This window comes from Polynucleobacter sp. MWH-S4W17, from assembly GCF_018687535.1.
Lineage (GTDB): Bacteria > Pseudomonadota > Gammaproteobacteria > Burkholderiales > Burkholderiaceae > Polynucleobacter.
In genome coordinates, this window is sequence record NZ_CP061295.1 from 232,603 (window position 1) to 257,545 (window position 24,943).

At 45.3% G+C, this 24,943-nt stretch carries 26 protein-coding genes; 22 read left to right on the forward strand and 4 right to left on the reverse strand.

What is annotated here, in order from left to right; genetic code table 11:
* Positions 1-59: 59 nt before the first annotated feature.
* Positions 60-512, reverse strand: a complete 453-nt coding sequence (gene fur / locus C2755_RS01250) for a ferric iron uptake transcriptional regulator (protein WP_072583439.1) — start codon at positions 510-512, stop codon at positions 60-62.
* A gap of 130 nt (positions 513-642) precedes the next feature.
* Here fur and C2755_RS01255 point away from each other — a divergent pair, with 130 nt between their 5' ends.
* The 10 genes from C2755_RS01255 (at position 643) to hemL (ending at position 11,326) form a co-directional block, all read left to right on the forward strand.
* The gene (locus tag C2755_RS01255; RefSeq protein WP_251368499.1) at positions 643-1,278 is read left to right on the forward strand and encodes an outer membrane protein assembly factor BamE; all 636 of its coding nucleotides are present in this window, start codon (positions 643-645) and stop codon (positions 1,276-1,278) included.
* A 69-nt stretch (positions 1,279-1,347) separates the two neighbouring features.
* A complete protein-coding gene (gene dapB, locus C2755_RS01260; protein WP_215322246.1) occupies positions 1,348-2,148 on the forward strand; it encodes a 4-hydroxy-tetrahydrodipicolinate reductase in 801 nt (266 codons plus the stop codon).
* A gap of 42 nt (positions 2,149-2,190) precedes the next feature.
* Entirely contained in the window at positions 2,191-4,863 is a 2,673-nt protein-coding gene (leuS, locus tag C2755_RS01265; protein WP_215321419.1) for a leucine--tRNA ligase, read from the forward strand.
* Positions 4,864-4,884: 21 nt separating this feature from the next.
* Entirely contained in the window at positions 4,885-5,412 is a 528-nt protein-coding gene (lptE, locus tag C2755_RS01270) for an LPS assembly lipoprotein LptE (protein WP_215321420.1), read from the forward strand.
* Positions 5,413-5,426: 14 nt separating this feature from the next.
* Positions 5,427-6,488 (forward strand): DNA polymerase III subunit delta, encoded by a 1,062-nt coding sequence (holA, locus tag C2755_RS01275; RefSeq protein ID WP_215321421.1) that lies wholly within the window; start codon positions 5,427-5,429, stop codon positions 6,486-6,488.
* 32 nt (positions 6,489-6,520) lie between these two features.
* Entirely contained in the window at positions 6,521-7,798 is a 1,278-nt protein-coding gene (locus tag C2755_RS01280) for a glutamate-5-semialdehyde dehydrogenase (RefSeq protein WP_215321422.1), read from the forward strand.
* A gap of 29 nt (positions 7,799-7,827) precedes the next feature.
* A complete protein-coding gene (locus C2755_RS01285; RefSeq protein ID WP_215321423.1) occupies positions 7,828-8,253 on the forward strand; it encodes a CopD family protein in 426 nt (141 codons plus the stop codon).
* 69 nt (positions 8,254-8,322) lie between these two features.
* Positions 8,323-9,759, forward strand: coding sequence for a class I SAM-dependent RNA methyltransferase (locus C2755_RS01290; protein ID WP_215321424.1), 1,437 nt, complete (start codon positions 8,323-8,325; stop codon positions 9,757-9,759).
* A gap of 81 nt (positions 9,760-9,840) precedes the next feature.
* On the forward strand, positions 9,841-10,011 hold the full coding sequence (locus tag C2755_RS01295; RefSeq protein ID WP_071464595.1) for a rubredoxin: 171 nt from the start codon (positions 9,841-9,843) through the stop codon (positions 10,009-10,011).
* Positions 10,012-10,024: 13 nt separating this feature from the next.
* Positions 10,025-11,326, forward strand: coding sequence for a glutamate-1-semialdehyde 2,1-aminomutase (gene hemL, locus C2755_RS01300; protein ID WP_215322247.1), 1,302 nt, complete (start codon positions 10,025-10,027; stop codon positions 11,324-11,326).
* A gap of 25 nt (positions 11,327-11,351) precedes the next feature.
* On the opposite strand, the gene C2755_RS01305 is transcribed toward hemL, so the two are convergent.
* Positions 11,352-12,191: a symmetrical bis(5'-nucleosyl)-tetraphosphatase gene (locus C2755_RS01305; protein ID WP_215321425.1), complete on the reverse strand. Its 840-nt coding sequence runs from the start codon at positions 12,189-12,191 to the stop codon at positions 11,352-11,354.
* A gap of 49 nt (positions 12,192-12,240) precedes the next feature.
* Entirely contained in the window at positions 12,241-13,713 is a 1,473-nt protein-coding gene (locus C2755_RS01310; RefSeq protein WP_215321426.1) for a deoxyribodipyrimidine photo-lyase, read from the reverse strand.
* A gap of 208 nt (positions 13,714-13,921) precedes the next feature.
* Here C2755_RS01310 and C2755_RS01315 point away from each other — a divergent pair, with 208 nt between their 5' ends.
* The 8 genes from C2755_RS01315 (at position 13,922) to C2755_RS01350 (ending at position 20,160) form a co-directional block, all read left to right on the forward strand.
* Positions 13,922-14,599 (forward strand): YdcF family protein, encoded by a 678-nt coding sequence (locus C2755_RS01315; RefSeq protein WP_251368500.1) that lies wholly within the window; start codon positions 13,922-13,924, stop codon positions 14,597-14,599.
* A 66-nt stretch (positions 14,600-14,665) separates the two neighbouring features.
* On the forward strand, positions 14,666-15,265 hold the full coding sequence (locus C2755_RS01320; RefSeq protein WP_251368560.1) for a YqgE/AlgH family protein: 600 nt from the start codon (positions 14,666-14,668) through the stop codon (positions 15,263-15,265).
* Positions 15,258-15,671, forward strand: coding sequence for a Holliday junction resolvase RuvX (ruvX, locus tag C2755_RS01325; protein WP_215321428.1), 414 nt, complete (start codon positions 15,258-15,260; stop codon positions 15,669-15,671). Before C2755_RS01320 ends, ruvX begins: the two co-directional genes overlap by 8 nt.
* A 44-nt stretch (positions 15,672-15,715) precedes the next feature.
* Positions 15,716-16,216: a bifunctional pyr operon transcriptional regulator/uracil phosphoribosyltransferase PyrR gene (gene pyrR, locus C2755_RS01330; RefSeq protein ID WP_215321429.1), complete on the forward strand. Its 501-nt coding sequence runs from the start codon at positions 15,716-15,718 to the stop codon at positions 16,214-16,216.
* Positions 16,216-17,175 (forward strand): aspartate carbamoyltransferase catalytic subunit, encoded by a 960-nt coding sequence (locus C2755_RS01335; RefSeq protein ID WP_215321430.1) that lies wholly within the window; start codon positions 16,216-16,218, stop codon positions 17,173-17,175. Before pyrR ends, C2755_RS01335 begins: the two co-directional genes overlap by 1 nt.
* Positions 17,176-17,185: 10 nt before the next feature.
* Positions 17,186-18,529, forward strand: a complete 1,344-nt coding sequence (locus C2755_RS01340) for a hypothetical protein (protein WP_215321431.1) — start codon at positions 17,186-17,188, stop codon at positions 18,527-18,529.
* Positions 18,526-19,428 (forward strand): DUF6492 family protein, encoded by a 903-nt coding sequence (locus C2755_RS01345; RefSeq protein ID WP_215321432.1) that lies wholly within the window; start codon positions 18,526-18,528, stop codon positions 19,426-19,428. The genes C2755_RS01340 and C2755_RS01345 overlap by 4 nt, the downstream gene beginning before the upstream one ends.
* A gap of 3 nt (positions 19,429-19,431) precedes the next feature.
* Positions 19,432-20,160 (forward strand): glycosyltransferase family 25 protein, encoded by a 729-nt coding sequence (locus C2755_RS01350; RefSeq protein WP_215321433.1) that lies wholly within the window; start codon positions 19,432-19,434, stop codon positions 20,158-20,160.
* A 28-nt stretch (positions 20,161-20,188) separates the two neighbouring features.
* Here the strand turns inward: C2755_RS01350 and C2755_RS01355 are convergent, their stop codons facing one another.
* Positions 20,189-21,145, reverse strand: coding sequence for a glycosyltransferase family 10 domain-containing protein (locus tag C2755_RS01355; protein ID WP_215321434.1), 957 nt, complete (start codon positions 21,143-21,145; stop codon positions 20,189-20,191).
* Between the two features lie 162 nt (positions 21,146-21,307).
* Here C2755_RS01355 and rfbB point away from each other — a divergent pair, with 162 nt between their 5' ends.
* From rfbB to rfbC, 4 genes are read left to right on the forward strand one after another with little or no spacing between them, the layout of a single operon-like run.
* Positions 21,308-22,366: a dTDP-glucose 4,6-dehydratase gene (gene rfbB, locus C2755_RS01360; protein WP_215321435.1), complete on the forward strand. Its 1,059-nt coding sequence runs from the start codon at positions 21,308-21,310 to the stop codon at positions 22,364-22,366.
* Positions 22,367-22,393: 27 nt separating this feature from the next.
* The gene (rfbD, locus tag C2755_RS01365) at positions 22,394-23,368 is read left to right on the forward strand and encodes a dTDP-4-dehydrorhamnose reductase (protein WP_215321436.1); all 975 of its coding nucleotides are present in this window, start codon (positions 22,394-22,396) and stop codon (positions 23,366-23,368) included.
* Positions 23,369-23,412: 44 nt separating this feature from the next.
* Positions 23,413-24,342, forward strand: a complete 930-nt coding sequence (gene rfbA, locus C2755_RS01370; protein ID WP_215321437.1) for a glucose-1-phosphate thymidylyltransferase RfbA — start codon at positions 23,413-23,415, stop codon at positions 24,340-24,342.
* Positions 24,339-24,905: a dTDP-4-dehydrorhamnose 3,5-epimerase gene (gene rfbC, locus C2755_RS01375; protein WP_215321438.1), complete on the forward strand. Its 567-nt coding sequence runs from the start codon at positions 24,339-24,341 to the stop codon at positions 24,903-24,905. Before rfbA ends, rfbC begins: the two co-directional genes overlap by 4 nt.
* Positions 24,906-24,943 lie beyond the last annotated feature (38 nt).

Genomic DNA, 24,943 nt, shown 5'->3' on the forward strand with positions numbered 1-24,943 from the left:
ACCTCAAATTGAGGTCTTTTTTGCTTCTACAGTGCTAAAAACGGCTTACTTTGGCTGTCTTATTTAGCTTGTTTATTGCGGCAATTCTTCTTTAAGCAGTGGCCATACATGGCTAAAGAATGCTCTTGGAGCTTAAAGCCAAGGTTTTTGGCAATATCACGTTGCCTTTTTTCAATAGCTTCGTCTACAAATTCCTCTACATGGCCACAATCAATACAAACCAGGTGGTCGTGGTGCTGACCCTCATTCAATTCATAGATTGCCCTGCTATCCCCTTTGCTAGATTCAAAATGACTACGCAATAGAAGGCCAGCCCGCTCAAATTGGGTGAGTACCCGATAAACCGTTGCCAGACCGATCTCTTTGTCTTCTTTGGCTAAGGCCATAAAGACATCTTCGGCGCTAAAGTGGGTTCCCCCGTTTTGATGAAAAAAATCGAGGATTTTCATCCTTGGGCCGGTAGCTTTTAGGCCAATATCGCGTAAATCTTCAGGGCTAGGGTTTTGGGTCATATTTATGGCATTGGGAGCTAAAATCAATGTCTTAATGATACGGCCAGCCATGCAAAATTGCCTTGAACTTTTTATCCGTTTTTTGAACCCGTTTTTGAAGGGTGTTTATTCCCCCGCTCGATTGGGGCTAGTGTCTTTGGCTCTGCTGGGATTGATGGGGGTTGTTGGGTGCACTTCTGCTGTTGATGAAACTCAACGCGCATGGATGAATAAGGTTTTTAGACCCTATGTTCCTGATGTTGTGCAAGGTAACTTCGTCTCTAGTGAGCAGTATTCCAAATTGCAACTAGGGATGACACGCGAACAGGTGCGTCAAATTATGGGTACACCATTGTTAGCTAGTTACTTCCACGCAAATCGCTGGGATTATATTTTTGAATTTAAGCGCGCTGGACAGGTTATGGGCAAAGATCGTCATGTCACAGTGTTCTTTGATGGCGATAAAGTAGTGAAGTTTGATGGTGATGCTTTGCCAACAGAAGTTGAGATGGTTGCCGAGATCGATAACTACGCTAAAACCAAACGCTCGTTCTGGGAGGTCATCACAGGCACCAATAAGCCACCAGTCACGCCACCATTGCAGCAACCCGAACTCATGGTGCCAAGTAAAACGGATAATTTGGCAGCGGGTGCGGCCATACCACCAGCTAGTACTAGCAGTTCATTCTGGGACTTTTTTAGTTTTTCTAAAAAGGATCCAAATGCTCAGCCTGAGCCATTGGGTCCTGGTGCTCTCAATGTTCCGCAGGCCAGTGAAGCCAAGTAAAAAATTACTTATGTGTTGATGCTGAAGTAAGTTGCTTCAGCAACTTTTAATCAGAAGCGAAGAAAAATGATGAAGATTGCAATTGCTGGGGCAACAGGCCGTATGGGCAAGATGTTGATTGAGACTGTCCTCAATACAGCTGATGCAGAGCTGGTGGGTGCGCTTGAGCATAATGCTTGCCCACAGCTGGGTGAAGACGCTGGCGCCTTCTTGGGCAAAAAGACGGGTGTAGTGATTTCTTCTGATGTTGCTCAGGTTTTGGCTCATGCACAATTCTTAATCGACTTCACCAGGCCAGAAGGCACTATGGCCCATTTGGCTGTTGCTGAAAAGACGGGTACCAAAATGATTATCGGTACAACAGGCCTAACTACCGATCAAATTGCTAGCTTGAAAAAAGCATCTGCAAAGCTGGCGATTGTTTTTGCTCCTAACATGAGCGTGGGTGTGAATGCCACTTTTAAGTTGCTGGAGATCGCGGCAAAGATGCTCAATCAAGGTTATGACATTGAGATTATTGAAGCGCATCACAAGCATAAGGTCGATGCCCCTTCTGGTACCGCACTCAAGATGGGTGAGGTGATTGCGAATGCTTTAGGTGAAAAGCTTGATGATGTTGCTGTGTATGCCCGCGAAGGTCATACCGGTGAACGTAAAGAAGGTTCAATTGGTTTTGCAACGATTCGTGGTGGCGATATTGTTGGCGACCATACTGTCTTATTTGCAGGTGATGGTGAACGTATTGAAATCAGTCATAAATCTTCAAGCCGTCAGTCCTATGCGCAAGGTTCATTGCGTGCGGGCCGTTTCTTGCAAAACCAAAGTACCGGTTTATTCGATATGCAAGATGTTCTTGGCTTACGCAAGTAATTAGTCAATTAATTAAAAATAGAAGAAAAGAGTTGTCTAAGAATGAGTAAGGATTATGACTACCGCAGTATTGAAGCGGCAGCGCAAGCTGATTGGGAAAGTGCGCAAGTCTATCAAGTAGCAGAGAACGCAGTAGATGCGCAGGGTAAGCAGAAGCCAAAGTACTATGCCTGCTCAATGCTGCCTTATCCATCTGGCAAACTCCACATGGGGCACGTGCGCAACTACACCATTAACGATGTAATGGCCCGCCAGCTACGCATGCAAGGCTATAACGTTCTTATGCCTATGGGTTGGGATGCCTTTGGTATGCCTGCAGAAAATGCGGCGATTCAGAATAAAGTTCCTCCCGCTAAATGGACCTACGACAACATTGCTTATATGAAAAAGCAAATGGCTGCGATGGGTTTAGCGATTGATTGGTCACGTGAAGTGGCTACCTGTAGCCCTGACTACTATCGTTGGAACCAGTGGCTCTTTTTAAAGATGCTCGAAAAAGGTATCGCGTATCGCAAAACGCAAGTGGTGAATTGGGATCCAATTGATCAAACAGTTTTGGCGAACGAGCAGGTGATTGATGGTCGTGGTTGGCGCTCTGGCGCTTTAGTAGAGAAGCGCGAGATCCCTGGTTATTATTTCAATATCACAGCGTATGCAGAATCATTACTTTCTGGTTTAGATGGCTTGGGCTGGCCAGAGCGCGTCAAGACTATGCAGCAAAACTGGATCGGCAAAAGTCGTGGCGTGCGTTTTGCTTTTAAGCATGACATTGCTGATGATCACGGTAACTTTATTCAAGACGGCCTCTTGTACGTGTTCACTACCCGTGCAGACACCATCATGGGTGTTACGTTCTGCGCGGTAGCGGCTGAGCATCCATTGGCTGCCAAGGCAGCCGCTAACAATCCCGAGCTCGCAGCATTTATTGAGAAATGCAAAACTGGTAGCGTGATCGAGGCTGATCTAGCTACTCAAGAAAAAGAAGGAATGTTCACCGGCCTGTATGTCACACATCCTTTGACGCACGAGCCAGTACCTGTCTGGGTTGGTAATTACGTATTAATGTCTTATGGCGATGGTGCAGTGATGGGTGTGCCGGCTCACGATGAGCGCGACTTTGCTTTTGCGCTGAAGTACGAGTTGCCAATTAAGCAAGTAATTGCGCTCAAAGCCGAGTCGCCAATGTTTAATGCCACCCATTGGGAAGATTGGTATGCCCAAAAAGAAGGTGTAGTTTGTTTTAACAGTGTTCAGTTTGATGGCTTATCCCATGAAGAAGCGGTGAGCGCTGTTGCGAAAGAATTTGAAAAGCTTGGCATTGGCGAAATCAAGACTACCTATCGATTGCGTGATTGGGGAATTTCTCGTCAGCGCTATTGGGGTACACCGATTCCGATTATTCATTGTGGCGATGAGAGTAATCCAGGTTGTGGCGCCGTACCTGTACCTGAGGCAGACCTACCGGTCGTGTTGCCGGAAGATTGCGTACCAGATGGTAGCGGTAATCCACTCAATAAGCGTGCTGACTTCTTGAATGTGAAGTGTCCGAAGTGTGGCAAACCTGCGCGCCGAGAAACTGACACCATGGATACCTTTGTGGATTCCTCTTGGTATTTCATGCGCTATACCGGACCTAATGCTAAGACTATGGTCGATGAGCGCAATGAATATTGGATGCCGATGGATCAGTACATTGGCGGCATTGAGCATGCGATTTTGCATTTACTCTATGCGCGTTTCTGGACTAAGGTCATGCGAGACCTTCATCTCATTACCTTTGATGAGCCATTCCAGAATTTACTCACCCAAGGCATGGTTCTTAATGAGACTTACTATTCTGAAGATGCTTCGGGTAAAAAGACTTGGCTTAATCCCTTGGATGTGGAATTAGATCTTGATGAGAAGGGTCGTCCGCAAGGCGCCAAGTTGATAGGTGACGCTTCAAATACGCCAGTCATCATTGGCGGTGTTGAGAAGATGTCTAAGAGCAAGAATAATGGTGTTGATCCCCAGGCTTTGATTGATCAACATGGTGCTGATACTGCGCGTCTATTTGTAATGTTTGCTGCTCCTCCTGAGCAACAGTTAGAGTGGTCTGGCGCTGGCGTGGATGGCGCCTCTCGTTTCTTGCGTCGGGTCTGGATGTATTCCAGCAGTCAAGCAGGCGCACTGTGTGATGCTTCTGATAGCTTGCCTAGCAACTTGAGTGATGCTGAAAAAGAACTACGTCGTGAAGTGCATACCATTTTGAAGCAAGCTAATTTTGACTATCAACGTCGTCAATACAACACGGTGGTTTCTGCAGCGATGAAGATGCTCAATATTCTTGAGCCTATCAAGTTGGAGCAGAATTCTGCCATTAGTGCGCCAGTCTTGCGAGAATGCTTAAGTATTTTATTGCGCGTTCTCTATCCAGTAGTTCCACACCTGACCCATGTGTTGTGGAAAGATCTTGCTTATACAAAGACTTACGGGCCTTTGCTTGATGCTCCATGGCCTTCGGTAGATGAAGCGGCATTGGTCCAGACTGAGCTGACTTTGATGCTTCAGATTAATGGCAAGTTGCGTGGCGATATTAAGGTGCCAGCAGATGCCAGCAAAGAACAGGTTGAGGCATTGGCTTTACAAAGTGAGCCCGCACAAAAGGCTTTGAATGGCAATTCACCGAAAAAAGTGATTGTGGTGCCCGGTCGTTTGGTCAATATTGTTGCCTAACCTTTTATAGAAACGAAAGCGATGAGCGTAAATCACCTGCGACGTGCAATGTTGGGTTTAATGGTCACAGCACCTCTGAGTGGCTTAATTGCTTGCGGATATCGCTTGCGAGGCATGGTGGATTTACCTTTTAAGGTGATTGCGATTACTGGTAACCCATCTCCACCACTGAGAGCAGACTTGCAGGCAGCGATCTTGACTGGCACCGATGCCAAGGTCGCGATTAATCCTAAAGATGCAGATCTCATCTTGGAAATCACCAACGATATTAATGGTCGTGAGATTTTGGCTTACAACTCCAATGGCCAAGTATCAGCTTATCGCCTCAATATTCGTGTTGGCTTCAGAGCCTTTGATTTAGCTGGAGCAGAAATTGTTCCTGAGGCGGAAATTTATATGACTCGCGATATGGACTTCACGGTTTCTACTGTTTTGGCTACCGATGTTCAAATTCAGCAATTCTTAACTCTGATGCGTAAAGATTTGGCTATCCAGATCTTGCGCCGTGTTGCAGCGGCTGCAAAAGCCCCGCAATCAAGAGCTTTCTAGAGGCAGATTAAGGCATGGTTAAAGTTGATGCCTTACAAGTGCACCTCAAGTCATTGAGTTCTGGTGGTGCTATGTTGCCTCTGTATGTTTTTAGCGGCGATGAGCCGCTGTTGATGATGGAGGCGATGGATCAATTGCGATCTGCAGCCAAGAAACAAAATTTCACTGAACGCGAAGTCTTGTTACAAGAGCGTGGATTTGATTGGAGTGCTCTTCTAAGTGCTGGTCAGACCATGTCTTTGTTTGGTGACAAGCGTTGGGTCGAGTTGCGCATTCCGACGGGTAAGCCTGGGCGCGATGGAGCGGATGCTCTTAAACAGTTCGCTGCGCAAATTGCCTCTCAGTCAACGGGTTCTGATGGCCCGGATACCGTTGTCTGTATTGTGTTGCCTCGCTTGGATGGTAAGACCAAGACTTCTGCGTGGTTCAGTGCTTTGGACGATTCCGGTATGGCTATTCAGATCGATTCTTTGGACCGCAGCCATTTGCCACAGTGGATCGCTGGACGACTCAAGCGCCAAGATCAAGAGGTAGAGGCAGGACCGGAAGGTCAGCGCGCACTTGAGTTTATTGCCGATCAGGTAGAGGGCAATTTGATTGCTGCCCATCAAGAAATTTTGAAGTTGGGTTTGTTATATCCCGTAGGAAAACTCAGCGAGGAGCAAATTCGCTCATCCATTCTGAAAGTGGCGCGCTACAACGTTTTTGAATTGACTGAAGCAATGCTGGCTGGAGATCTGGCTAGGCTCAATCGCATGCTAGATGGCCTTAAAGGTGAGGGTGAGCCGCTGGTATTGATTCTGTGGAGCGTAACTGAAGAGCTTCGGATACTATCTAAATTGAAGGCTGCAAGCGATGCGGGTGAATCAGTGCAGAACTTGATGCGTGCAAACCGGATTTGGGGAAATAAAGAGCGTTTATACCCAGTAGCATTGAGAAGGATTCAGCCCTTCAAGCTGCGAAGAGCAATGCAAGTAGCTGCAGGACTAGATCGCCAAGTAAAGGGTTTGCATGCGGCTGAATTGCCTGCCGACCCATGGGATGGTTTGCGTTTAGTTGGAAATTTGCTGCGTTAAGAAGTGCGAAACAATACATAAGAGATTAAGAAATGAGTTCATCCATTCAAGAAATGATGCAAGACATTGGAATGCGAGCACGCGCCGCATCGCGTGCAATGGCACGTGCATCAAGCGAGCAAAAGAATCAGGCTTTATTGCATATTGCTAAAGTGGTTCGTCAGCAAGCCACTGAAATTCAGAAGATTAATCAAGTGGATGTAGAGCGCGCAAAAGGCAATGGGCAAGATCCTGCTTTTATTGATCGCCTAACCATGACTCCTAAAACGATTGAAACCATGGCTTTAGGTTTAGAGCAAATTGTTTCTTTGGATGATCCGATTGGCAAAATTTCTGCTTTGCAAAAACAGGCTTCTGGTATTGAGTTGGGTCAGATGCGCGTACCCCTGGGTGTTATTGGCATCATTTATGAGTCTCGCCCAAACGTCACTATTGATGCTGCTGCCTTATGCTTAAAGTCTGGCAATGCCGTGATTTTACGGGGTGGTTCCGAAGCAATTGATTCAAATACTTTATTGGCTCAGATTATTCAAGAAGGTCTGGCTTCTGCTGGCTTGCCTAAAGATGCAGTGCAAGTGGTGACTACTACCGATCGTAGCGCAGTCGGCGAGATGATTACCATGACCCAATATATTGATGTGATCGTGCCTCGTGGCGGTAAGAGTTTGATTGCCCGTCTTATGGCTGAAGCGCGAGTACCGATGATTAAGCACTTGGATGGTATTTGTCATACCTATATTGATGCAGATGCTGATGTCGCTATGGCAGTTAAGGTCTGTGATAACGCTAAGACTCAACGCTACGCCCCTTGCAATGCAATGGAGACCTTGTTAGTCAATCAAGATATTGCACAGAAAGTCTTGCCAACGCTTTGCAAGATTTATCAAGCTAAAGGTGTGGAGTTGCGGGTTGATGATTTGACACGCAAAACACTTGAAGCAAATGGTTTTCAGAATCTGGTCGATGCCAAAGAAGAAGATTGGCAAACTGAGTACTTGGCCCCTATCTTGTCCATTAAGACAGTGGCTAATATCGATGAAGCCATGAATCATATTGAGCAATATGGCAGCAAACATACTGATGCCATTATTACTAATAACAAAGCCCAGGCCGATCGCTTCTTGCGTGAAGTGGATAGTGCTAGCGTGATGGTTAATGCCAGCACTCGCTTTGCAGATGGCTTTGAATATGGCTTAGGGGCTGAAATCGGTATCTCCAATGACAAGCTGCATGCCCGTGGCCCAGTTGGGTTAGATGGCTTGACCTCATTGAAGTATGTGGTTATGGGCCATGGCGAGATCCGGACCTAAAGTAAAAAGATAAACAGAGCAAAAAATATATGAGCAACGCCTACCTCTGGGTAAAAACCTTTCACATCGTCTTCATCACCTCTTGGTTCGCCGGTTTGTTTTATCTGCCTAGAATTTTTGTGAACTTGGCTGAAGAGAAAAACTCTGATGCTTGTGCCCGTTTATTGGGTATGGCAGATCGCCTCTTCCGCTTTATGACTATCTTGGCTGTGCCAGCCGTAATACTAGGTTTGACACTATGGCTTTACTTTGGCATTGGTGCTGGCGATATCTGGATGCATGCCAAATTGTTCTTTGTGATCTTAGTTATTGGGTATCACCATGCCTGTTTAAGTTTGCTCAAAAAGTTTCGTGCGGGAGTCAATAAACGATCTGGCGTTTGGTTTCGTTGGTTTAATGAAGTCCCAGTGATCTTGTTGGTCATTATTGTTGCCTTGGTGTTGTTTAAGCCTTAAGACCAGCTTTTTAATACTACTCAATACCGTTTAATTTTTTAATCCCCCTACTTAAAGACTGTTAGCCCCATGAGATTTTTTGTTGTTTGTCCAGGCGGTTTGGAAGTGCCGCTTGCCCAGGAGCTAGCCGAGATTGCTGGACGCCCAGAATGTAAGGCATTAGGAGCATGGGTAATTGATCCTACGCCTACAAGTCCTACCGGTGGTGTTGGTCTTGCTGCTCCGATCTCTGCTGCAATGGCGCTGAACTTGCATTCTCGTATTGCGAGTCGGGTGTTATTGCAAATGGCTCAAGCACCTTATCGGCAAGAAGAGGACTTATATAAATTAGCGAGCGGCTTGGCGTGGGAGGAATGGTTTAGTTCAAAGCAAACTTTACGAGTGGATGTGACGGCACATCGCTCCCCATTAAAGAGTTTAAATTTTGCAACGCTCAAAATTAAAGATGCCATTGTTGATCGTTTACGTGACGTGACTGGCGATCGTCCTAGTATCGATACTGCTTTTCCGGACGTGCGAGTGCAGGCGCATTTGACAGCAACCCAAGTTACGATTTATTTGGATACTTCAGGCGAAGCATTGTTTAAGCGGGGCTGGCGCGACGAAAAGGGTGATGCACCCCTGAAGGAAAATTTAGCAGCCGGTATTTTGTCGATAACCTCTTGGAAACCAGGCCAAACCTTATTTGATCCTATGTGCGGTAGTGGCACCTTCTTGATTGAGGCTGCGCAGATTGCATTGGCTGTTCCTCCTGGCGCTATTCGTGCAGGCATGTATGGCGATGATGCCAAACCAAGTCGATTGGCTTACCGCCCTTTGGTGACATCTGCCCATGGCTTTGGGTTTCAAAGACTCAAGCCGTTTCATGAAGCTGCTGAGCAAAAGCGCTGGGTAGATTTGAAAGAGGCGGCGCTTGCTTTGATGCTGGAAAAGCGTAAGCAATATTCAAATGTCGATGCTCTGAAAATATCCGGTGGCGATATCAACGAGAAATTAGTATCAATGTTCAAAGGCAATTGGCAAAGAGCCCAATTACCCGATCAGCCGGTGGTACGTCAGGTGGATGCCTTGGCTGCCAAAGCACCTGGCAATCTGAGTGAGGGTGTGATGTTATTAAACCCTCCTTATGGCGAGCGTCTGGTCATTAAAGGTGGACGTGGTCAGGATCGCGCTTCTCCTGAAGATGCTAACTACGATGATGAACCTGATAATCGTTTTGAATTGAACTTAGAGACTGGCCGTCAAAGTGCTAAACGTTCAAGTCGTGAATCCTTGAAGAAGCTTCAAGCCCAGGAAGAGCAGGATCCAAAGTTTGTCGAGTTTTTGCGTCAATTTGGACAGCATCTCAAAGACGATTTTGGTGGCTGGAATATTTTTGTTTTGACTGCGGATATGGCTCTACCAGGTCAGCTACGCATCAAAGAATCCAAGCGCACCCCTTTATTTAACGGTCCTTTGGAGTGCCGTTTATTCAAGTTTGAGATGCATGCTAAGCGACCAGCTTAAAGCACTCAAAAACTTTAAAATAAAAGAGCAGGCTTAATGCAGCTAAATTCAAGCAGCAATTGATACTCGGAGAGTTAAGTAATGGAATTTAAAACGTATATGTGTTTGATCTGCGGTTGGGTCTATGACGAAGCCGCTGGACTGCCTGATGAAGGTATTGCACCAGGAACCCTCTGGAAAGATGTGCCGATGAATTGGACCTGTCCAGAGTGCGGTGCACGCAAAGAAGATTTTGAAATGATGGCAATTTAATTCGGAAGTAATGATGGTAAAAGTAGATCAAAACGAAGTTTTATTTGAGCGTGCACAAAAGACAATTCCTGGGGGTGTCAACTCTCCAGTGCGAGCATTTCGTCAAGTGGGCGGAACTCCCCGTTTTGTTACTAAAGCCCAGGGCCCTTATTTTTGGGATGCCAACGGTCAGCGCTATATCGACTTAATTATGTCTTGGGGTCCGATGATTGCTGGCCATGCTAATCCCGAAGTTGTTTCTGCAGTTCAGAAAGCCGCTGAGACCAGCTTTAGTTATGGCGCTCCGACTGAAGGCGAGATTGAATTAGCTGAGCGTATCTGCGCGCTTATGTCGAGCGTTGAACAAGTACGGATGGTTTCTAGCGGAACTGAAGCGACGATGAGTGCTTTGCGTCTGGCTCGCGGTTACACTGGCCGTGACTTAATTATTAAGTTTGAGGGTTGCTATCACGGCCATGCCGATAGTCTCTTAGTCAAAGCAGGCTCAGGCTTACTTACCTTTGCCGACTCTACCCAAAATGCGCCTTCTTCTGGTGGCGTTCCGCAGGATTTGGTGAAGCACACTTTAGTGCTGCCATATAACGATATTGCTGCGATTGAAGAAGTGTTCAAAAAACAAGGCGATCAAATTGCTGCCGTCATCATTGAGCCTATTGCTGGAAATATGAATCTGATTCAGCCTTCAAAAGAATTTTTATCGGCTATTCGAAGTTTGACGAGTAAGCATGGCAGCGTTTTAATCTATGACGAAGTGATGACTGGTTTTAGAGTCGCCTTAGGTGGCGCTCAGTCCTTGCAGGGCATAACCCCTGATCTAACTTGCCTTGGTAAGGTCATGGGCGGCGGCATGCCTATGGCGGCGTTTGGCGGCAAGAAAGAGATTATGAACAAGCTTGCCCCTTTGGGTAATGTTTATCAGGCGGGCACTTTATCTGGCAACCCAGTAGCAGTTGCTGCAGGCCTAAAAACTTTAGAGATTATTTCTCGCGAAGGTTTCTACGAATGCTTGACTGGCCAAACAGAAAAGTTGATGGCGGGCTTAAAACAAGCTGCAGATAAGGCCAATATTCCTTTTGCTGTGGACAGCGTTGGCGGTATGTTTGGCTTTTACTTTGCCGCTCAAGTGCCAACTACTTTTGAAGCGGTTACGAAAACCAATATTGAAGCGTTTAAGAAATTCTTTCATCTGATGTTAGATGAAGGTGTTTATCTAGCGCCTTCAGCTTATGAGGCTGGCTTCACATCCATTGCACATGACAATGCTGTGGTCGATGCCATCATTGCTGCTGCCGAGAAATCATTTAAAAAACTTTAAAAAAGTTTTTACTTCCAGGGAAAAATTACATTCGGAGTGGGTGGTCATAGCCACTCACCTGAATAATTTCTAGATTTTTGGAGTCTTTATTGGAACTTGAAATCTCCAGAGCAGTGAGTTTCCCACCCCACACGCAGCCGGTATCGAGTCCAATCACATTGTCTTGACGCAATAAGCCCAATGTAGACCAGTGGCCAAAATAGGTGAGGACATCTCGAGTCTTCCTGCCTGGGACTTTGAACCAGGGGATATAGCCTTTAGGGCCTTGCTCTAGGCCTTCCTTGCTCTCAAATTCCATTTTTCCAGTTGGTGTGCAGAAACGCATTCTGGTTAGAGTATTGGTAATCACACGTAGGCGTTCATAACCTTTCAGAGATTTATTCCATTGGTTTGGTGTATTGCCATACATATTAGCTAGAAAATCTATATACGATTTGCTACGTAAAGTTTTTTCAACTTCTTGAGCACATTCAATCGTTTGCTGTAAGTCCCATTGCGGCAAGACTCCTGCATGAACTGTTAGTACTTTGCCATTGCTCAATGCCATAGGTCGATTACGAATCCAATGAATGAGTTCTCTGCGATCGGGCGCCAACAATATGGGTTCTATGGTATCTAGCCCTTTCGATTTGCGAAGTCCTGCATCGATTGCTAGGAGGTGTAGGTCATGATTGCCAAGGATGCATTCAGCGCGACCTGATTCCTGTAAGGCTTTTAGTTGGCGCAATGCCCCAAGTGAGTCTGGACCACGATTAACGAGATCCCCTAAAAAAATCAGCTTGGATTTTTTAGGGAGTTTCTTGACTAAGGCTTTCAGAGAGGGCGCGCAGCCCTGCACATCGCCTATGGCGTAGATCTTGCTCATACCTTATCTTAAATCGGAACTGTGAATAGAGCTCTAATAAATCTGTGTATTAGGTGACTTTTTTGACTACGCTGTAACGCACTAAGGTATTTTTGCGCGCTTCATCATGATCTACTACCGGAAGTGGGTAGTCGCGTCCAATCACTACCCCAGCGGCTTCTAACTCAATATGGCCGGCCTTCCACGGGGCATGGATGGACTTTTTAGAGAGCCTTTCCAGTTGCGGTAGGTAGCGTTTAATGAATTTACCTTCCGGATCAAACTTCTCAGATTGGGTAATAGGGTTAAAGATGCGGAAGTAGGGTTGGGCATCGCACCCAGATGAGGAGGCCCACTGCCATCCGCCGTTATTAGAGGAAAGCTCAAAGTCATTGAGATGTTCTGCAAAGTAGGCTTCGCCCCAGCGCCAATCTATTCCCAAATCTTTAGTCAGAAAGCTTGCCACCACCATGCGTAAGCGGTTATGCATGTAGCCGCTTTGATTCAGTTGATGCATAGCCGCATCAACTAATGGATAGCCTGTTTTACCTTCGCACCAAGCGGCAAATAATTTTTTAGCTTTAGCGCCAGATTCCCAAGCGATGTTGTCGTAGTCTGGTTTAAAAGATGCGCCTATGGCTAAACGAGGATGATTAGCCAGAATCATGAAATAAAAATCACGCCAAATCAATTCACTTAACCAGATGGTTGCACCCATGCTGCCGGCTAGCATACGTCGATGAGCCTCACGCACCAATCCTCTGATGGAGAGCATGCCAAAACGTAAGTGGGTTGAAAGATAACTCACCCCTTTTATTGCAGGAAAGTCTCTACCAATTTGGTATTGATCAATGCGTGGCAAGAAGTCTTCTAAGAAAGCTTGCCCACCCTCTGAGCCAGGTGATATATAGCTTTCAATGCCGGTTGGGCAAAATCCCATCGACTCTAGAGAGGGCAGTTTTTGATCTAATTTTTTTGGTAAGACTCCCAATTGCTTGGGCTTTGGATTGCACTCATAGGCAGCAAGATCTTTTTCTTGGAGAGTCTTGAGCCAGTTATTTTTATAAGGTGTAAAGATTGAAAAGACAGTGTTTGAGTTTGTAAGAATTTCTTTCTTCTCAAAAATAACTTGATCTTTAAAGCTCTCAAAATGAATTCCCAACTTTTCTAGGGACGCTTTTACAGTTTCATCCCTCTCAATTGCTGAAGGTTCGTAGTCATGGTTTGTGAAGACGGTTTCGACACCTAGCTCTTTGGCAATTGCAGGAATACATTCAGCGGGTTTTCCGAAGCGAACGATGAGTCCACTACCTTGCTTACGCAGCTCATCATCCATTTGCTTTATGCCCTGCCAGATGAAATCCACGCGGCGGTCATGCTTTAGTCCGTTGGCATCTAAATCACCCTTCAATAAGGGCTTGAGAATGTCCGTATCAAAGATAAAGGTGAGCCAAACCTGGCCACTATCTTTCAGGGCGTGGTGAAGCGCGGCATTGTCATAGAGGCGGAGGTCACGGCGGAGCCAAACGAGAGCTTTTTGCATAGCCCCTATATTAGGGCTTATTTAAGGTAAATGCAGGCGGCTAGGCGGGGCTGACAGGTTAAGATCCTAAGGAATGATGGATACGATCTTTTTTATTCTCTCGAAGGTAGTGCAATTTTGCATTGAGCCGCTCAATTGGGTGCCTATTTTCGTTTTGCTGGCCCTTCTCTTTTTATCCTTGCGAAAACCGCACCTCTGTAAGAGATTCTTGGCGCTAGCTTTGGTAGATCTTGCTCTGGTGGGTTGGCTTCCCGCATCTGAAGTATTTCTTAGAGGGCTTGAGAATGCCGTGTCCAAAACTGAGATTACAAAATTATCGAATAATGAAATGGGCGGCATCATTATTCTGGGTGGCGCCATTGATGGAGGCGAGATTGCCGTTGATCGTGGCGAGATTTCAATCTACTCATCCGCTGAAAGGGTGACTAAAGCGTTCGAGTTAATACGCAAGAACCCCAATGTGCCATTCATCTTCAGCGGTTATTCAGGGCGCATAACGCCTAAGGGAGTTACAGAGGCGGATGCATTTAAGCGGTTGATTCAAGAGCAGGGCTTAAGCGAGCATAACGCGCATTACGAAAATCAATCTCGAAATACCTATGAAAATGCGCTTCATATGAAGCCAATGATTGAGGAGTTTGGCTTAAAAACGGAATCGGGGGAGCCCAAGCCATGGCTTCTCATTACCTCCGCCAGCCATATGTACCGCTCTACCAAGATTTTCCAAAAACAGGGTTTAGTAGTGCTACCAATGTTGGTCGATTATCAAACGGCCAATAGCCTGCAGTGGACGATGTTTGACTTGGTGGATGGAGCTCACAACTGGAACATCCTAGTTCATGAAATAGTTGGTCTTTTTGCTTACTGGATTACCGGAAAAATCTAGATATTCTGTAAAATAGGCCATATGACTTCTGCTAAAAAAGCACCCCCTGCTTCAGAACGAGCTTCTATGTCAGAGTCATCAATTTCCTTTTCTGCAGACCATCTCGCCAATCAGTTTTTAATTGCTATGCCGGGCATGGTGGACCCTAATTTTGCTGGATCTCTTATTTATCTGTTTGAGCATACCGAAAGAGGTGCAATGGGCTTGGTGGTTAATCGACCTACTGAGGTTGATTTAGAAACTCTTTTTGACAAGATTGAGTTGAAATTGGAAATTGCCCCATTATTAAAGCAACCAGTATATTTTGGCGGTCCAGTTCAGATAGAGCGGGGCTTTGTCTTGCATGAGTCTGATTCACTAAGTCCATATAGCTCTTCCTTAATTATTCCCGGCGGCTTGACGATGACTACTTCAAAGGATGTTCTTGAGGCAGTTGCTGCAGGTAAAGGACCGCAACATTTTTTGATGACCTTGGGTTATGCCGGATGGGGTGCTGGTCAGCTTGAAGAAGAAATTACGCTTAATGGTTGGATGAATGTCCCGCTAGCACGTGAGCAAATGATTGAAATCATCTTTAATACCCCTTCGAGTCAGCGTTACGAGAAGGCAGTGAGTCACCTAGGGTTTGATTTGTCTCATTTGTCTGGTGAGGCTGGGCATGCCTAAGGCATTGACCATACTGTCTTTTGATTATGGAACTCGCAGAGTGGGTGTGGCAGTTGGAAACTCGATATCCAAGTCGGGACAAGCTTTAAAGACGATTGCAGCGCCAACTAGCGATGCTCTTTTTCAAGCGATTGAGTCTCTATTAAAGGATTGGCAGCCAGACCAATTGGTGGTTGGAAAGCCAATGCATCCAGATGGCACGCCCCATGAGATGACATCTAAAGCAACCCGCTTTGGCAATCAGCTACATGGACGCTTTCGTTTGCCGGTTGTTTGGGTCGATGAGCGCTATACGTCAGCCGTTTTAGAGGGGGATCCAGAGATGTACGACAATCTAGATGCCCACTCTGCCGTTTTGATCTTAGAGCAGTATTTTGCAGAGCAAAGCACGAAGTCTTTAAATTAAAAATAGTTACAAAAATGGAATTGATATAAGCACCGGACCCAAGAATGAACGCTGAACAGTTATACGGAAAATTACTAGAGAACTTGCGTAAGAGAGCGCAAGAGGGTGCCTTTGAACTTGCGGGTCTCGCTATGGGAGGCGCTTGGATTACTGAGCGTTTGGCTCACGATTTAGGGCTTCCACACTTTGGTGTAATTAATGTGGCTTTTCATCGGGATGATTATGCCGAGAAGGGTATGACTGCTTTGCGTACTGCTAGTACTATGACCACCCATTTACCGTTTGATGTAAACGGCGCCAATGTGATTTTGATTGACGATGTTTTGTTAACGGGTAGAACTGTCCGCGCGGCTTTAAATGAGTTATTTGATTTCGGCCGACCCGCTCAAGTGGAGTTGATGGTTCTGGCTGATCGAGGGAATCGCGAACTTCCAGTAGCTGCCAACTTTGTTGGTGAACAGATAGAAGTTCCGGAGAATCAACTTCTGGTTTTAGAGAAAGATACCGCTGGTAAGTTCAGCTTTCAGTTAGAGGAGCGTGAATAATGAGTCAGCTAGTCAATCAATTTAATTCCGCTGGCGAGTTAACGCATCTTCTAACGCTTGAAGGTTTACCTAAAGAGCAGATTCTCCATATTTTGGATACTGCCCAACAGTTTGTAAGCGTGACTGATCCTGCGCGCGAGGTGAAAAAAGTCCCACTACTTAGAGGGAAGAGCGTATTCAACCTGTTTTTTGAAAACTCCACTCGCACTAGAACTACTTTTGAGATTGCTGCAAAACGTTTATCTGCAGATGTGATTAATTTAGATATTTCTACATCCTCCACTGCTAAGGGCGAGAGTCTTCTCGATACGATTGATAATTTAGTAGCAATGCAGGCGGATATTTTTGTTGTGCGACATGGTGTTTCTAAAGCCCCTATTGAAATTGCAAACCACGTACCAGCGCATGTACACGTTGTGAATGCTGGCGATGGTAGCCATCAGCATCCAACTCAAGGTTTGTTGGATATGTACACCATGCGGCACTTCAAACAAAACTTCAAGGGCCTAAAGGTAGCGATTGTGGGCGATATTGTGCACAGCCGTGTAGCCAAATCCAATATTCATGCGTTGACCACATTAGGTTGTGAAGACATCCGTGCCATTGGTCCAGAAAGCCTGCTCCCAAGTGATTTAGATATGCTCGGCGTTAAAGTCTTCCACAATATGGAAGAAGGCTTAAAAGATGTTGATGTAGTGATGACATTGCGCATCCAAAAAGAGCGCATGGAAGCCGGGCAGGTGCCTGAGGGCGATGCTTTCTTTAAGCAATATGGTTTAACACCGACTCGTTTAGCCTTAGCTAAGCCAGATGCTATCGTCATGCACCCAGGTCCCATGAATCGGGGCGTAGAGATTGACTCAGTGGTAGCTGATGGTCCTCAATCAGTCATTCTGAATCAAGTCACCTTTGGTATTGCTGTGCGCATGGCTGTGATGTCTATAGTTGCTGGCAACTAAGATCATAAGCATGCTGTCCAAAAAACGTTGGTTGATTCTGTCGCATGGCTTCAATATGGATGGTCGCGCCTCAAGCCAAACGATTACCGATAAGATTCCTTATTTTCTAGAAGCGGGCATTGAGCCGATTGTCTTTAGCGCTATCACTGGAATTAAAGATCAACGCTTTCCCCATCGCCAATTTTTAGCTTGGGGACCAGCAGCGTTCCGGTTTGATTTTCGTCATTGGATTGCTAATCAATACGGCAGAGGATTTTTCTATAAGGTTTCAACCGGCATTGTTTCTTTGTTGCTTGCCCCGTTTATTGCCTTAGAAAAGTTTATTCTTGGCTATTCCAGTCAATGGTCTTGGTCGATTCCTGCCTACCTTCATGGCCTGTATTTAATTCGATCTGGCAAGGTCGATCTGATTTACTCAACAGGGGGAGCGTGGTCAGCCCATTTGGCGGGTTTATGGCTCAAGAAAAAAACGGGCGCGCCATGGATCGTAGAGATTCATGATCCATTGGTCATTCGTCAGAGTCCAGACGATCCCGGTTTTGAAAAGCCCAGTAATCGCGATGCTCGCTTTAGGCAATATTTAGAAAAGCAAATCTGTAAATATGCGGATTTAGCCTGGTGGTTTACCGATGGTGCCGTACATTATGCGAAAGTACGCAACCCCAATTTAAATACCTTAAATAACGCTCATGGTTTTATGGTTCTGCCTGGCGCTGAACCGCCTGGCGGTTCAACTGATGAGAAAACGCATCAGTATTGTGAATATTTGAATCTGTGTCACTTTGGTTCCTTGGCAAATGATCGCTCTCTTTCCACCATTCTGAATGCCTTAGTCCCGCTATTTAAGAAATATCCTCCAGCAAGAAAGCATATTCGGGTGCATGCCTATGGAGCGCCTCTAGATTCGTTAACTGTGGATGCTCTCAAGAAACTAGCGTTTGACGATGTTTTACTTGCCCACGGACGTTTAGAAAAAGATCCCGCTACCGGTAAGTCAGGACGTGAGCGCGTGGTTGAGAAAATGCAGTCAGCGGACGTTTTAATTCTTTTGCATGGCAATGATGAGTGGTGCGCAGAATACATTCCCTCTAAGTTCTATGAGTATCTTTGGACGGGTAGGCCAATTTGGGGTATCACCCATCGCAACCCTCAATTGGATCAAATGTTATTGGAGCGCTCGGCTTACTTGAGCCCTCAAAATGACCCAGAGGCTATCGAGCTTGCTTTAGAGAGAATTTGGTTGGACTGGGAAGGTAAACAGTTGGCAGTACCCAAAGGCGTTCCGATTGGCGTAAATCAAGCTGCATATAGAATACTTTCTGAAGTGCAAGCTAAAACTGAAAGAAGCGCTTGAAAGATATCGTCCTCTATTGCAAATCTTACCGCAGAGACTTTTTGCGTCTTAAGCGCTTGCTAGAATCAATTAATCCATACAACGTCGACCAAATCCCCTTTTATATTTCTACTCCCGCAGATCAATATCAGGAGTTGCAATCGGTTTTGGGAGAAGGCACTGGGTACCAGTGGGTTTCTGATGAGTCGATTATTGCTTCCAATCCTCGAGTACTCGCTGGCATCGAAAAAACGAGATCTGGTGGCTTAAGTCAGCAGGTCATTAAATCTGAGTTTTGGCGTCTTGGTTTAGCTGAGAATTATGTTTGTCTCGATTCGGATTGCGTCTTTATTAAAGATTTCCATCGAGCTGATTTTTTAAGCGCAGATGGCACTCCATACACAGTCATCTATCAAAATAAAGAATTTTTTCAGCTATCGATTAATCGAGGGCATGCAAAGGTTGAAGCCAATCTTCGTAAAGAAGGTGATTGTGTAAAGGCTTTATTTTCTAGGGTAGGTCCAAACTACTATTGCCCATGCCCACCATTTATTTGGTCGGCCAAGGTTTGGCAGTCTTTGGATAGCCAATATCTTGAACCCAGAGGTTTGCATTTCTGGGATATCTCGAATAACGAACATCCAGAGACGCTGTTGTATCTCGAGGCTTTATTGAACTACCGCGCGATTCCTTTGTACCCAATTGAGCAATTATTTAGGATCTACTACTATGATTGGCAATACTATCTGCTGCGCAGAACGGGTGAGTCCGAGAGTAAATTAAAAGCAAATTACTTGGGCGTGATCTATCAATCAAACTGGGATTCTGGAATGGACTTTGGTGGGTCTAGTAAGGCATTCCTCTCTCTTGCTCTTCGCCGCATCAAACGTTTCGGCCGCTATTTACAAAGTTACCTTTAATTCATGTCAGCACCTTTAAATATCAAGATTTTTGTTATTTCATTGCAAAGATCACTTGATCGCAGAAAACAGGTTGAGAAAGAAATGCAAAAAATTTCTTTACCCTGGTCTTTTCTGGATGCGATTGATGGCTCTGTTTTGGCATCAAGGCCAATTGAGTACAAGCCAGCTAAAGTGAAAAGACTACAGGGTTATGAATTAACCCCCAATGAGATTGGCTGCTATCTCTCTCATAAAGAGGCATGGAAGCGTTGTGTAAGTGAGAATTCACCCACCCTAGTTTTAGAAGATGATTTTGTTCTAGCGGCCAATTTTGAGAGTGTGCTCGGCACCATTCTTGAGGCAGATGATTGCTGGGATTTCCTCAGGCTGCAGGGTTTATATGAAGTGCCTTACAAGACCTTAGTTGAAAAATCAGGCGTCGCATTCGTTAGAAATGAGGGCGATGCTGTCGGTGCTACCGCATACCTATTAAAGCCAGTGATAGCAAGGCAGTTAATTCAGGATTCTGCAGATATCTATGAGCCCGTTGATCATTTTCTGGAACATCATCAAAAGCATGGCTTGGAATTTTTGGCAATTCGTCCATATCCAGTGGATATTACGCGCGCTAAATCGACTATTGCTGATCGCTCTGAGCGTTCTCCCGTTAAAGGTTTGCACAAGCGATGGAGATCGGTTGCCCGAGCGCTTGATCGGGTGCTGAGTAAAGACCCCTGGTTTCCAAAATAATTAAATCAGAAATATTCATCCCATTTGATTAACTAAGAGCAGTCTGAATAATATCCTTTAGGTAGCCTTTCAGGGGATCAAGTGATGGCTTTTGTAATAGCAAAGGCTGCTCTGCATATTGTGCAAGCTTACTTTTCGAATGCAATATTTGACCTAGTTCAGCAAAGTGATCTGCTGACATTGGCGCTAAATTAATAAATGCTTGCGGATTAAAGTCTACCTTTACATTTTCGTCAGCCCAAGTAATGGGTAGGCATCCCGCCATGAACGCTTCTGGAATTTTCTCGGTGTAGTAACCAGGGTGCATGCCATTTTCGGGGCATAAGTTAAAGGCGAATGCTTGTAATTCATCAAACTTAATCAAGCCACTTTCGGAATGGTTTTTAATATTTGGATTGAATGATTTTCCAAACTCCACCACCTCGATTTGATTCTTAACGGCATTTAATAGGGTGCCCCTGGGCTCTCTGAGGTGTGAAGCAAATATCGCCGCCTTTTGCGGGCGCATCAGAAAGTCATGACCAAGCGGCTGAAGGAGGCGGTTGACATCTAGCAACTTGCCATATCTGGGGTTAGTGTTGCCATTTACTCCCTCTGATGACCAGTCGGCAACTTCCATCCAGTAAGGCATGCGGAAGTGATGGGGGCCAGAAATCCCTAGATCAAAAGTGAGCGCATAGTCATTGGAGACAAAATCATGCCGAAGATTCTCGCCAGTCTGGAAAAGGATTAAAGGTGGTTTATGTGATGTGGGGACAATGGATTGAAGCCCATTATTTAGGCTGGCAACCAAAGGTCTAAGGGGTTTAGGGCACCAGGCCAACTTCTTTTTGCCTAAATGATGAAATGATCCGATGATCATCAAATCACATTGTTTGGGCTCAACCCATTCAATTTGATAGCCGAGGTTATGGCATATGGCAGGTACAAGGCTGGTTTTATAGTCGCTGGGCACCCCTACAGCGGATACTCTGATTGCAGTCATAAATACCTTACTTTCTAGATGCCTAAATGAAGTATTCAATTGTAATAACTACCTTGATAAACGTCTCGAAAACGCTCAAATCCCAGATTGATGAGTTGGTATCATTGAGGTCAGTTGAGCATTTAAAGGCTCTATAACTTCATTCTGGGCTTTGGGGGTTGCATGATTTTAGTGACGGGTGGCGCGGGATTTATCGGCGGTAACTTTGTTTTGGATTGGCTGGCCGATCCGAAGGCAGAAGGAATTGTTAATTTAGATAAGTTAACTTATGCCGGTAACCTGGCGACACTGGATTCTCTTAAGAATGATACTCGCCACGTATTTGTGCATGGTGATATTGGTGACAAAGAGTTAGTTACCAAATTGTTGAAAGAGCATAAGCCACGTGCCATTGTGAATTTTGCTGCCGAGAGTCATGTGGATCGCTCTATTCATGGGCCGGCGGATTTCGTAGAAACCAATATCGTTGGTACGTTTAATTTGCTAGAGTGCGCTCGTGAGTATTGGAACGGTCTTGAAGGAGGGGCTAAAGAAGGGTTCCGTTTTCATCATGTATCAACTGATGAAGTTTATGGATCCTTATCTTTAACCGATCCAGCATTTACGGAAACAAATTCGTATGAGCCCAATAGCCCGTACTCAGCATCTAAAGCAGCATCCGATCATTTGGTACGTGCCTGGTTTCACACCTATGGGTTCCCAGCAGTAACCACCAATTGTTCTAATAACTATGGCCCTTATCACTTTCCAGAAAAATTAATTCCTTTGGTGATATTAAATGCGCTCAATAGCAAGCCATTACCTATTTATGGTGATGGCCAACAGATTCGCGATTGGCTCTATGTGGGCGACCATTGCTCCGCTATTCGTGAGGTATTGGCTAAAGGTAAATTGGGTGAGACTTACAACATCGGTGGTTGGAATGAAAAGGCCAATATTGATGTTGTGAAAACCATTTGTAGCATTTTGGATGACCTAAAGCCCCGCGCAGATGGCAAGTCCTACGTCGAGCAAATCACCTTTGTAAAAGACCGCCCAGGCCATGATCGCCGTTATGCGATTGACGCTAGCAAGGTAGAGCGCGAGTTGGGTTGGAAACCAGCCGAGACCTTTGAGACAGGTATTCGTAAAACAGTGCAATGGTATCTGGATAATCCTGTCTGGATCGATGGCGTAGTGAGCGGGTCTTATCGTGACTGGCTGCAAAAACAGTACAACTAACCGTAAATACTGAGATTAAATAACTGCGTGAATATTTTAGTTTTCGGAAAAGATGGTCAACTGGGTAAAGCATTCAAAGCTTTATTTGACGAACTTCCAGCCTCTGCAAATCTGGATATAACTTATCTCGGTAGAGCGGAGTGCGACCTTAGTAAAGAAGAGGAAGTACTCGCGCAACTCAATATAGCAAAGGCAAATCTCATTATTAATGCTTCTGCATATACAGCAGTGGATAAAGCAGAAACTGAAATCGATTTAGCTTATGCGGTAAATGCAAAAGCCCCCGAATTAATGGCGCGTTATGCTGCAGAAAATAATGCTACTTTTCTTCACTACTCCACAGATTATGTGTTTGATGGCAGTAAAGATGGTTTCTATATTGAAGACGACCCACGCAATCCTTTGGGAATTTATGGCAAGAGTAAGGCTGCGGGTGAAGAGTCAATAGAAAAGGTATTTGCAAATTCATCAAAAGGCCAATTTGCTATTTTCAGAACCAGCTGGGTTTATGGGGATGGTGGTAATTTCATTCGTACGATGTTGCGCTTAGCAAAAGAGCGTGAAGAATTAAAAGTCATTCATGACCAACATGGCGTCCCCACTAGTGCGGATTGGCTTGCCGGCATAAGTCTGGATTTGGCATTAGATTCAGCATGGAAGTTAAAGCAATTCCCATCCGGTATTTATCATGCCGTGCCAGCAGGTGAGACTACTTGGCATGGTTTGGCGACTTTCGCGGTTCAATCCGCCCTGAATGCTGGAGTTGAGCTCAAGGCTCAACCAGGGGCAATTAAGCCTATTTTGGCAGTTGAATACCCACTCCCAGCCCCCAGACCCATGAATTCACGCATGGATAGCGTAAAACTGCGTTCTGCTATACAAGATGGGGCTTCCAAAGCTTCAAACTCTTATAATCAACTCCAAAATGTGCCAAATTTCCCAGCATGGGATGGCATGGTTCAAGAATATGTATCCAAGCTAGCTTCAAAGGGTTTGATTTAAAAACCCTCATTGGCTTTCTTGGGGTGCTGAAACAGGGGTAATAAATGGCTGTAAATCGCAAAGGCATCATCTTGGCTGGTGGGTCTGGTACCCGTCTTTATCCAGTGACTCAGGCAGTGTCAAAGCAATTAATGCCAGTCTATGACAAGCCAATGGTGTATTACCCATTAAGTACCCTAATGTTGGCTGGTATTCGCGACATTCTCTTAATTTCTACGCCGCAAGATACTCCTCGATTTTCTGAACTATTAGGCGATGGCTCGCAGTGGGGTCTCAATATAGAGTATTGCGTGCAACCCTCACCAGATGGTTTGGCGCAAGCATTTACGCTTGGCAAAAACTTTGTAGGAAATAGTCCAAGCGCATTAGTGCTGGGCGACAATATTTTCTATGGCCATGAATTGGTTGATCAACTCAATAGTGCAAACGATCGTACTTCGGGTGCATCTGTATTTGCGTATCACGTGAATGATCCGGAGCGTTATGGCGTAGTAGAGTTTGATAAAGACTACAAAGCGCTGTCGATTGAAGAAAAACCTTTGAAGCCTCGCAGTAACTATGCAGTAACAGGCTTATATTTTTATGACAATCAGGTTTGCGATATTGCTGCCTCGATTAAGCCCAGCGCTCGTGGTGAACTCGAGATTACAGATGTCAACCGTGTCTATCTTGAAAAGAATGAGCTGAATGTCGAGATTATGGGTCGTGGATTTGCTTGGTTGGATACTGGAACGCATGATTCTCTGTTAGATGCGGCAGGTTTCATTGCCACTCTACAAAAGCGTCAAGGCTTGATGGTGGCCTGTCCTGAAGAAATTGCTTATCGCCAAGGTTGGATTAGCGCTGAAGTGGTACAGAAGGTTGCTGCACAGTTAAGCAAGAATAGTTATGGTCAGTACTTGGGTAAGATTTTGAACGAGCTCAATAGCTCAGCTCAACCCATTTCACTTTCTGCCAAGAAGGTTCCTAAATGAGCATTCCTTCTAAGTTGCAGTTAACACCTACTGCGATTCATGATGTTTATATTGTGGAGTCAAAAGTCTTTGGCGATGAGCGCGGTTGGTTTACCGAATCATTCAATGCAGAGGACTTTGCAAGTGCAACTGGCCTTGATGTCCAGTTTGTGCAAGACAATCATTCTTTTTCACGTCAGTGGACTTTGCGTGGCCTGCATTATCAAATAGAGAAGACTCAAGGTAAATTAGTACGAGTCGTGGCTGGTAGCGTATTTGATGTGGCTGTCGATATTCGTAAGGATTCACCAACTTACGGTAAATGGGTTGGTGTTGAATTGAGCGCAGAAAACCACAAGCAATTGTGGATTCCTGCTCAATTGGCTCATGGCTTTTTGGTACTCACACCTACAGCAGAATTTCTTTACAAGACAACGGATTATTACCATCCACAGAGTGAAGCTTGCCTTGCTTGGAATGATTCAGCAGTGGGTATAGAGTGGCCTTTGCCCGCTGGTATCGAGCCCAATATGAATGCCAAGGATGCGGCCGGTCTTTCATGGGACGTGGCACCCAAGTTCTAGATGCCTTCGGCAATTTTCAAAAGATAAGATAATCCTCA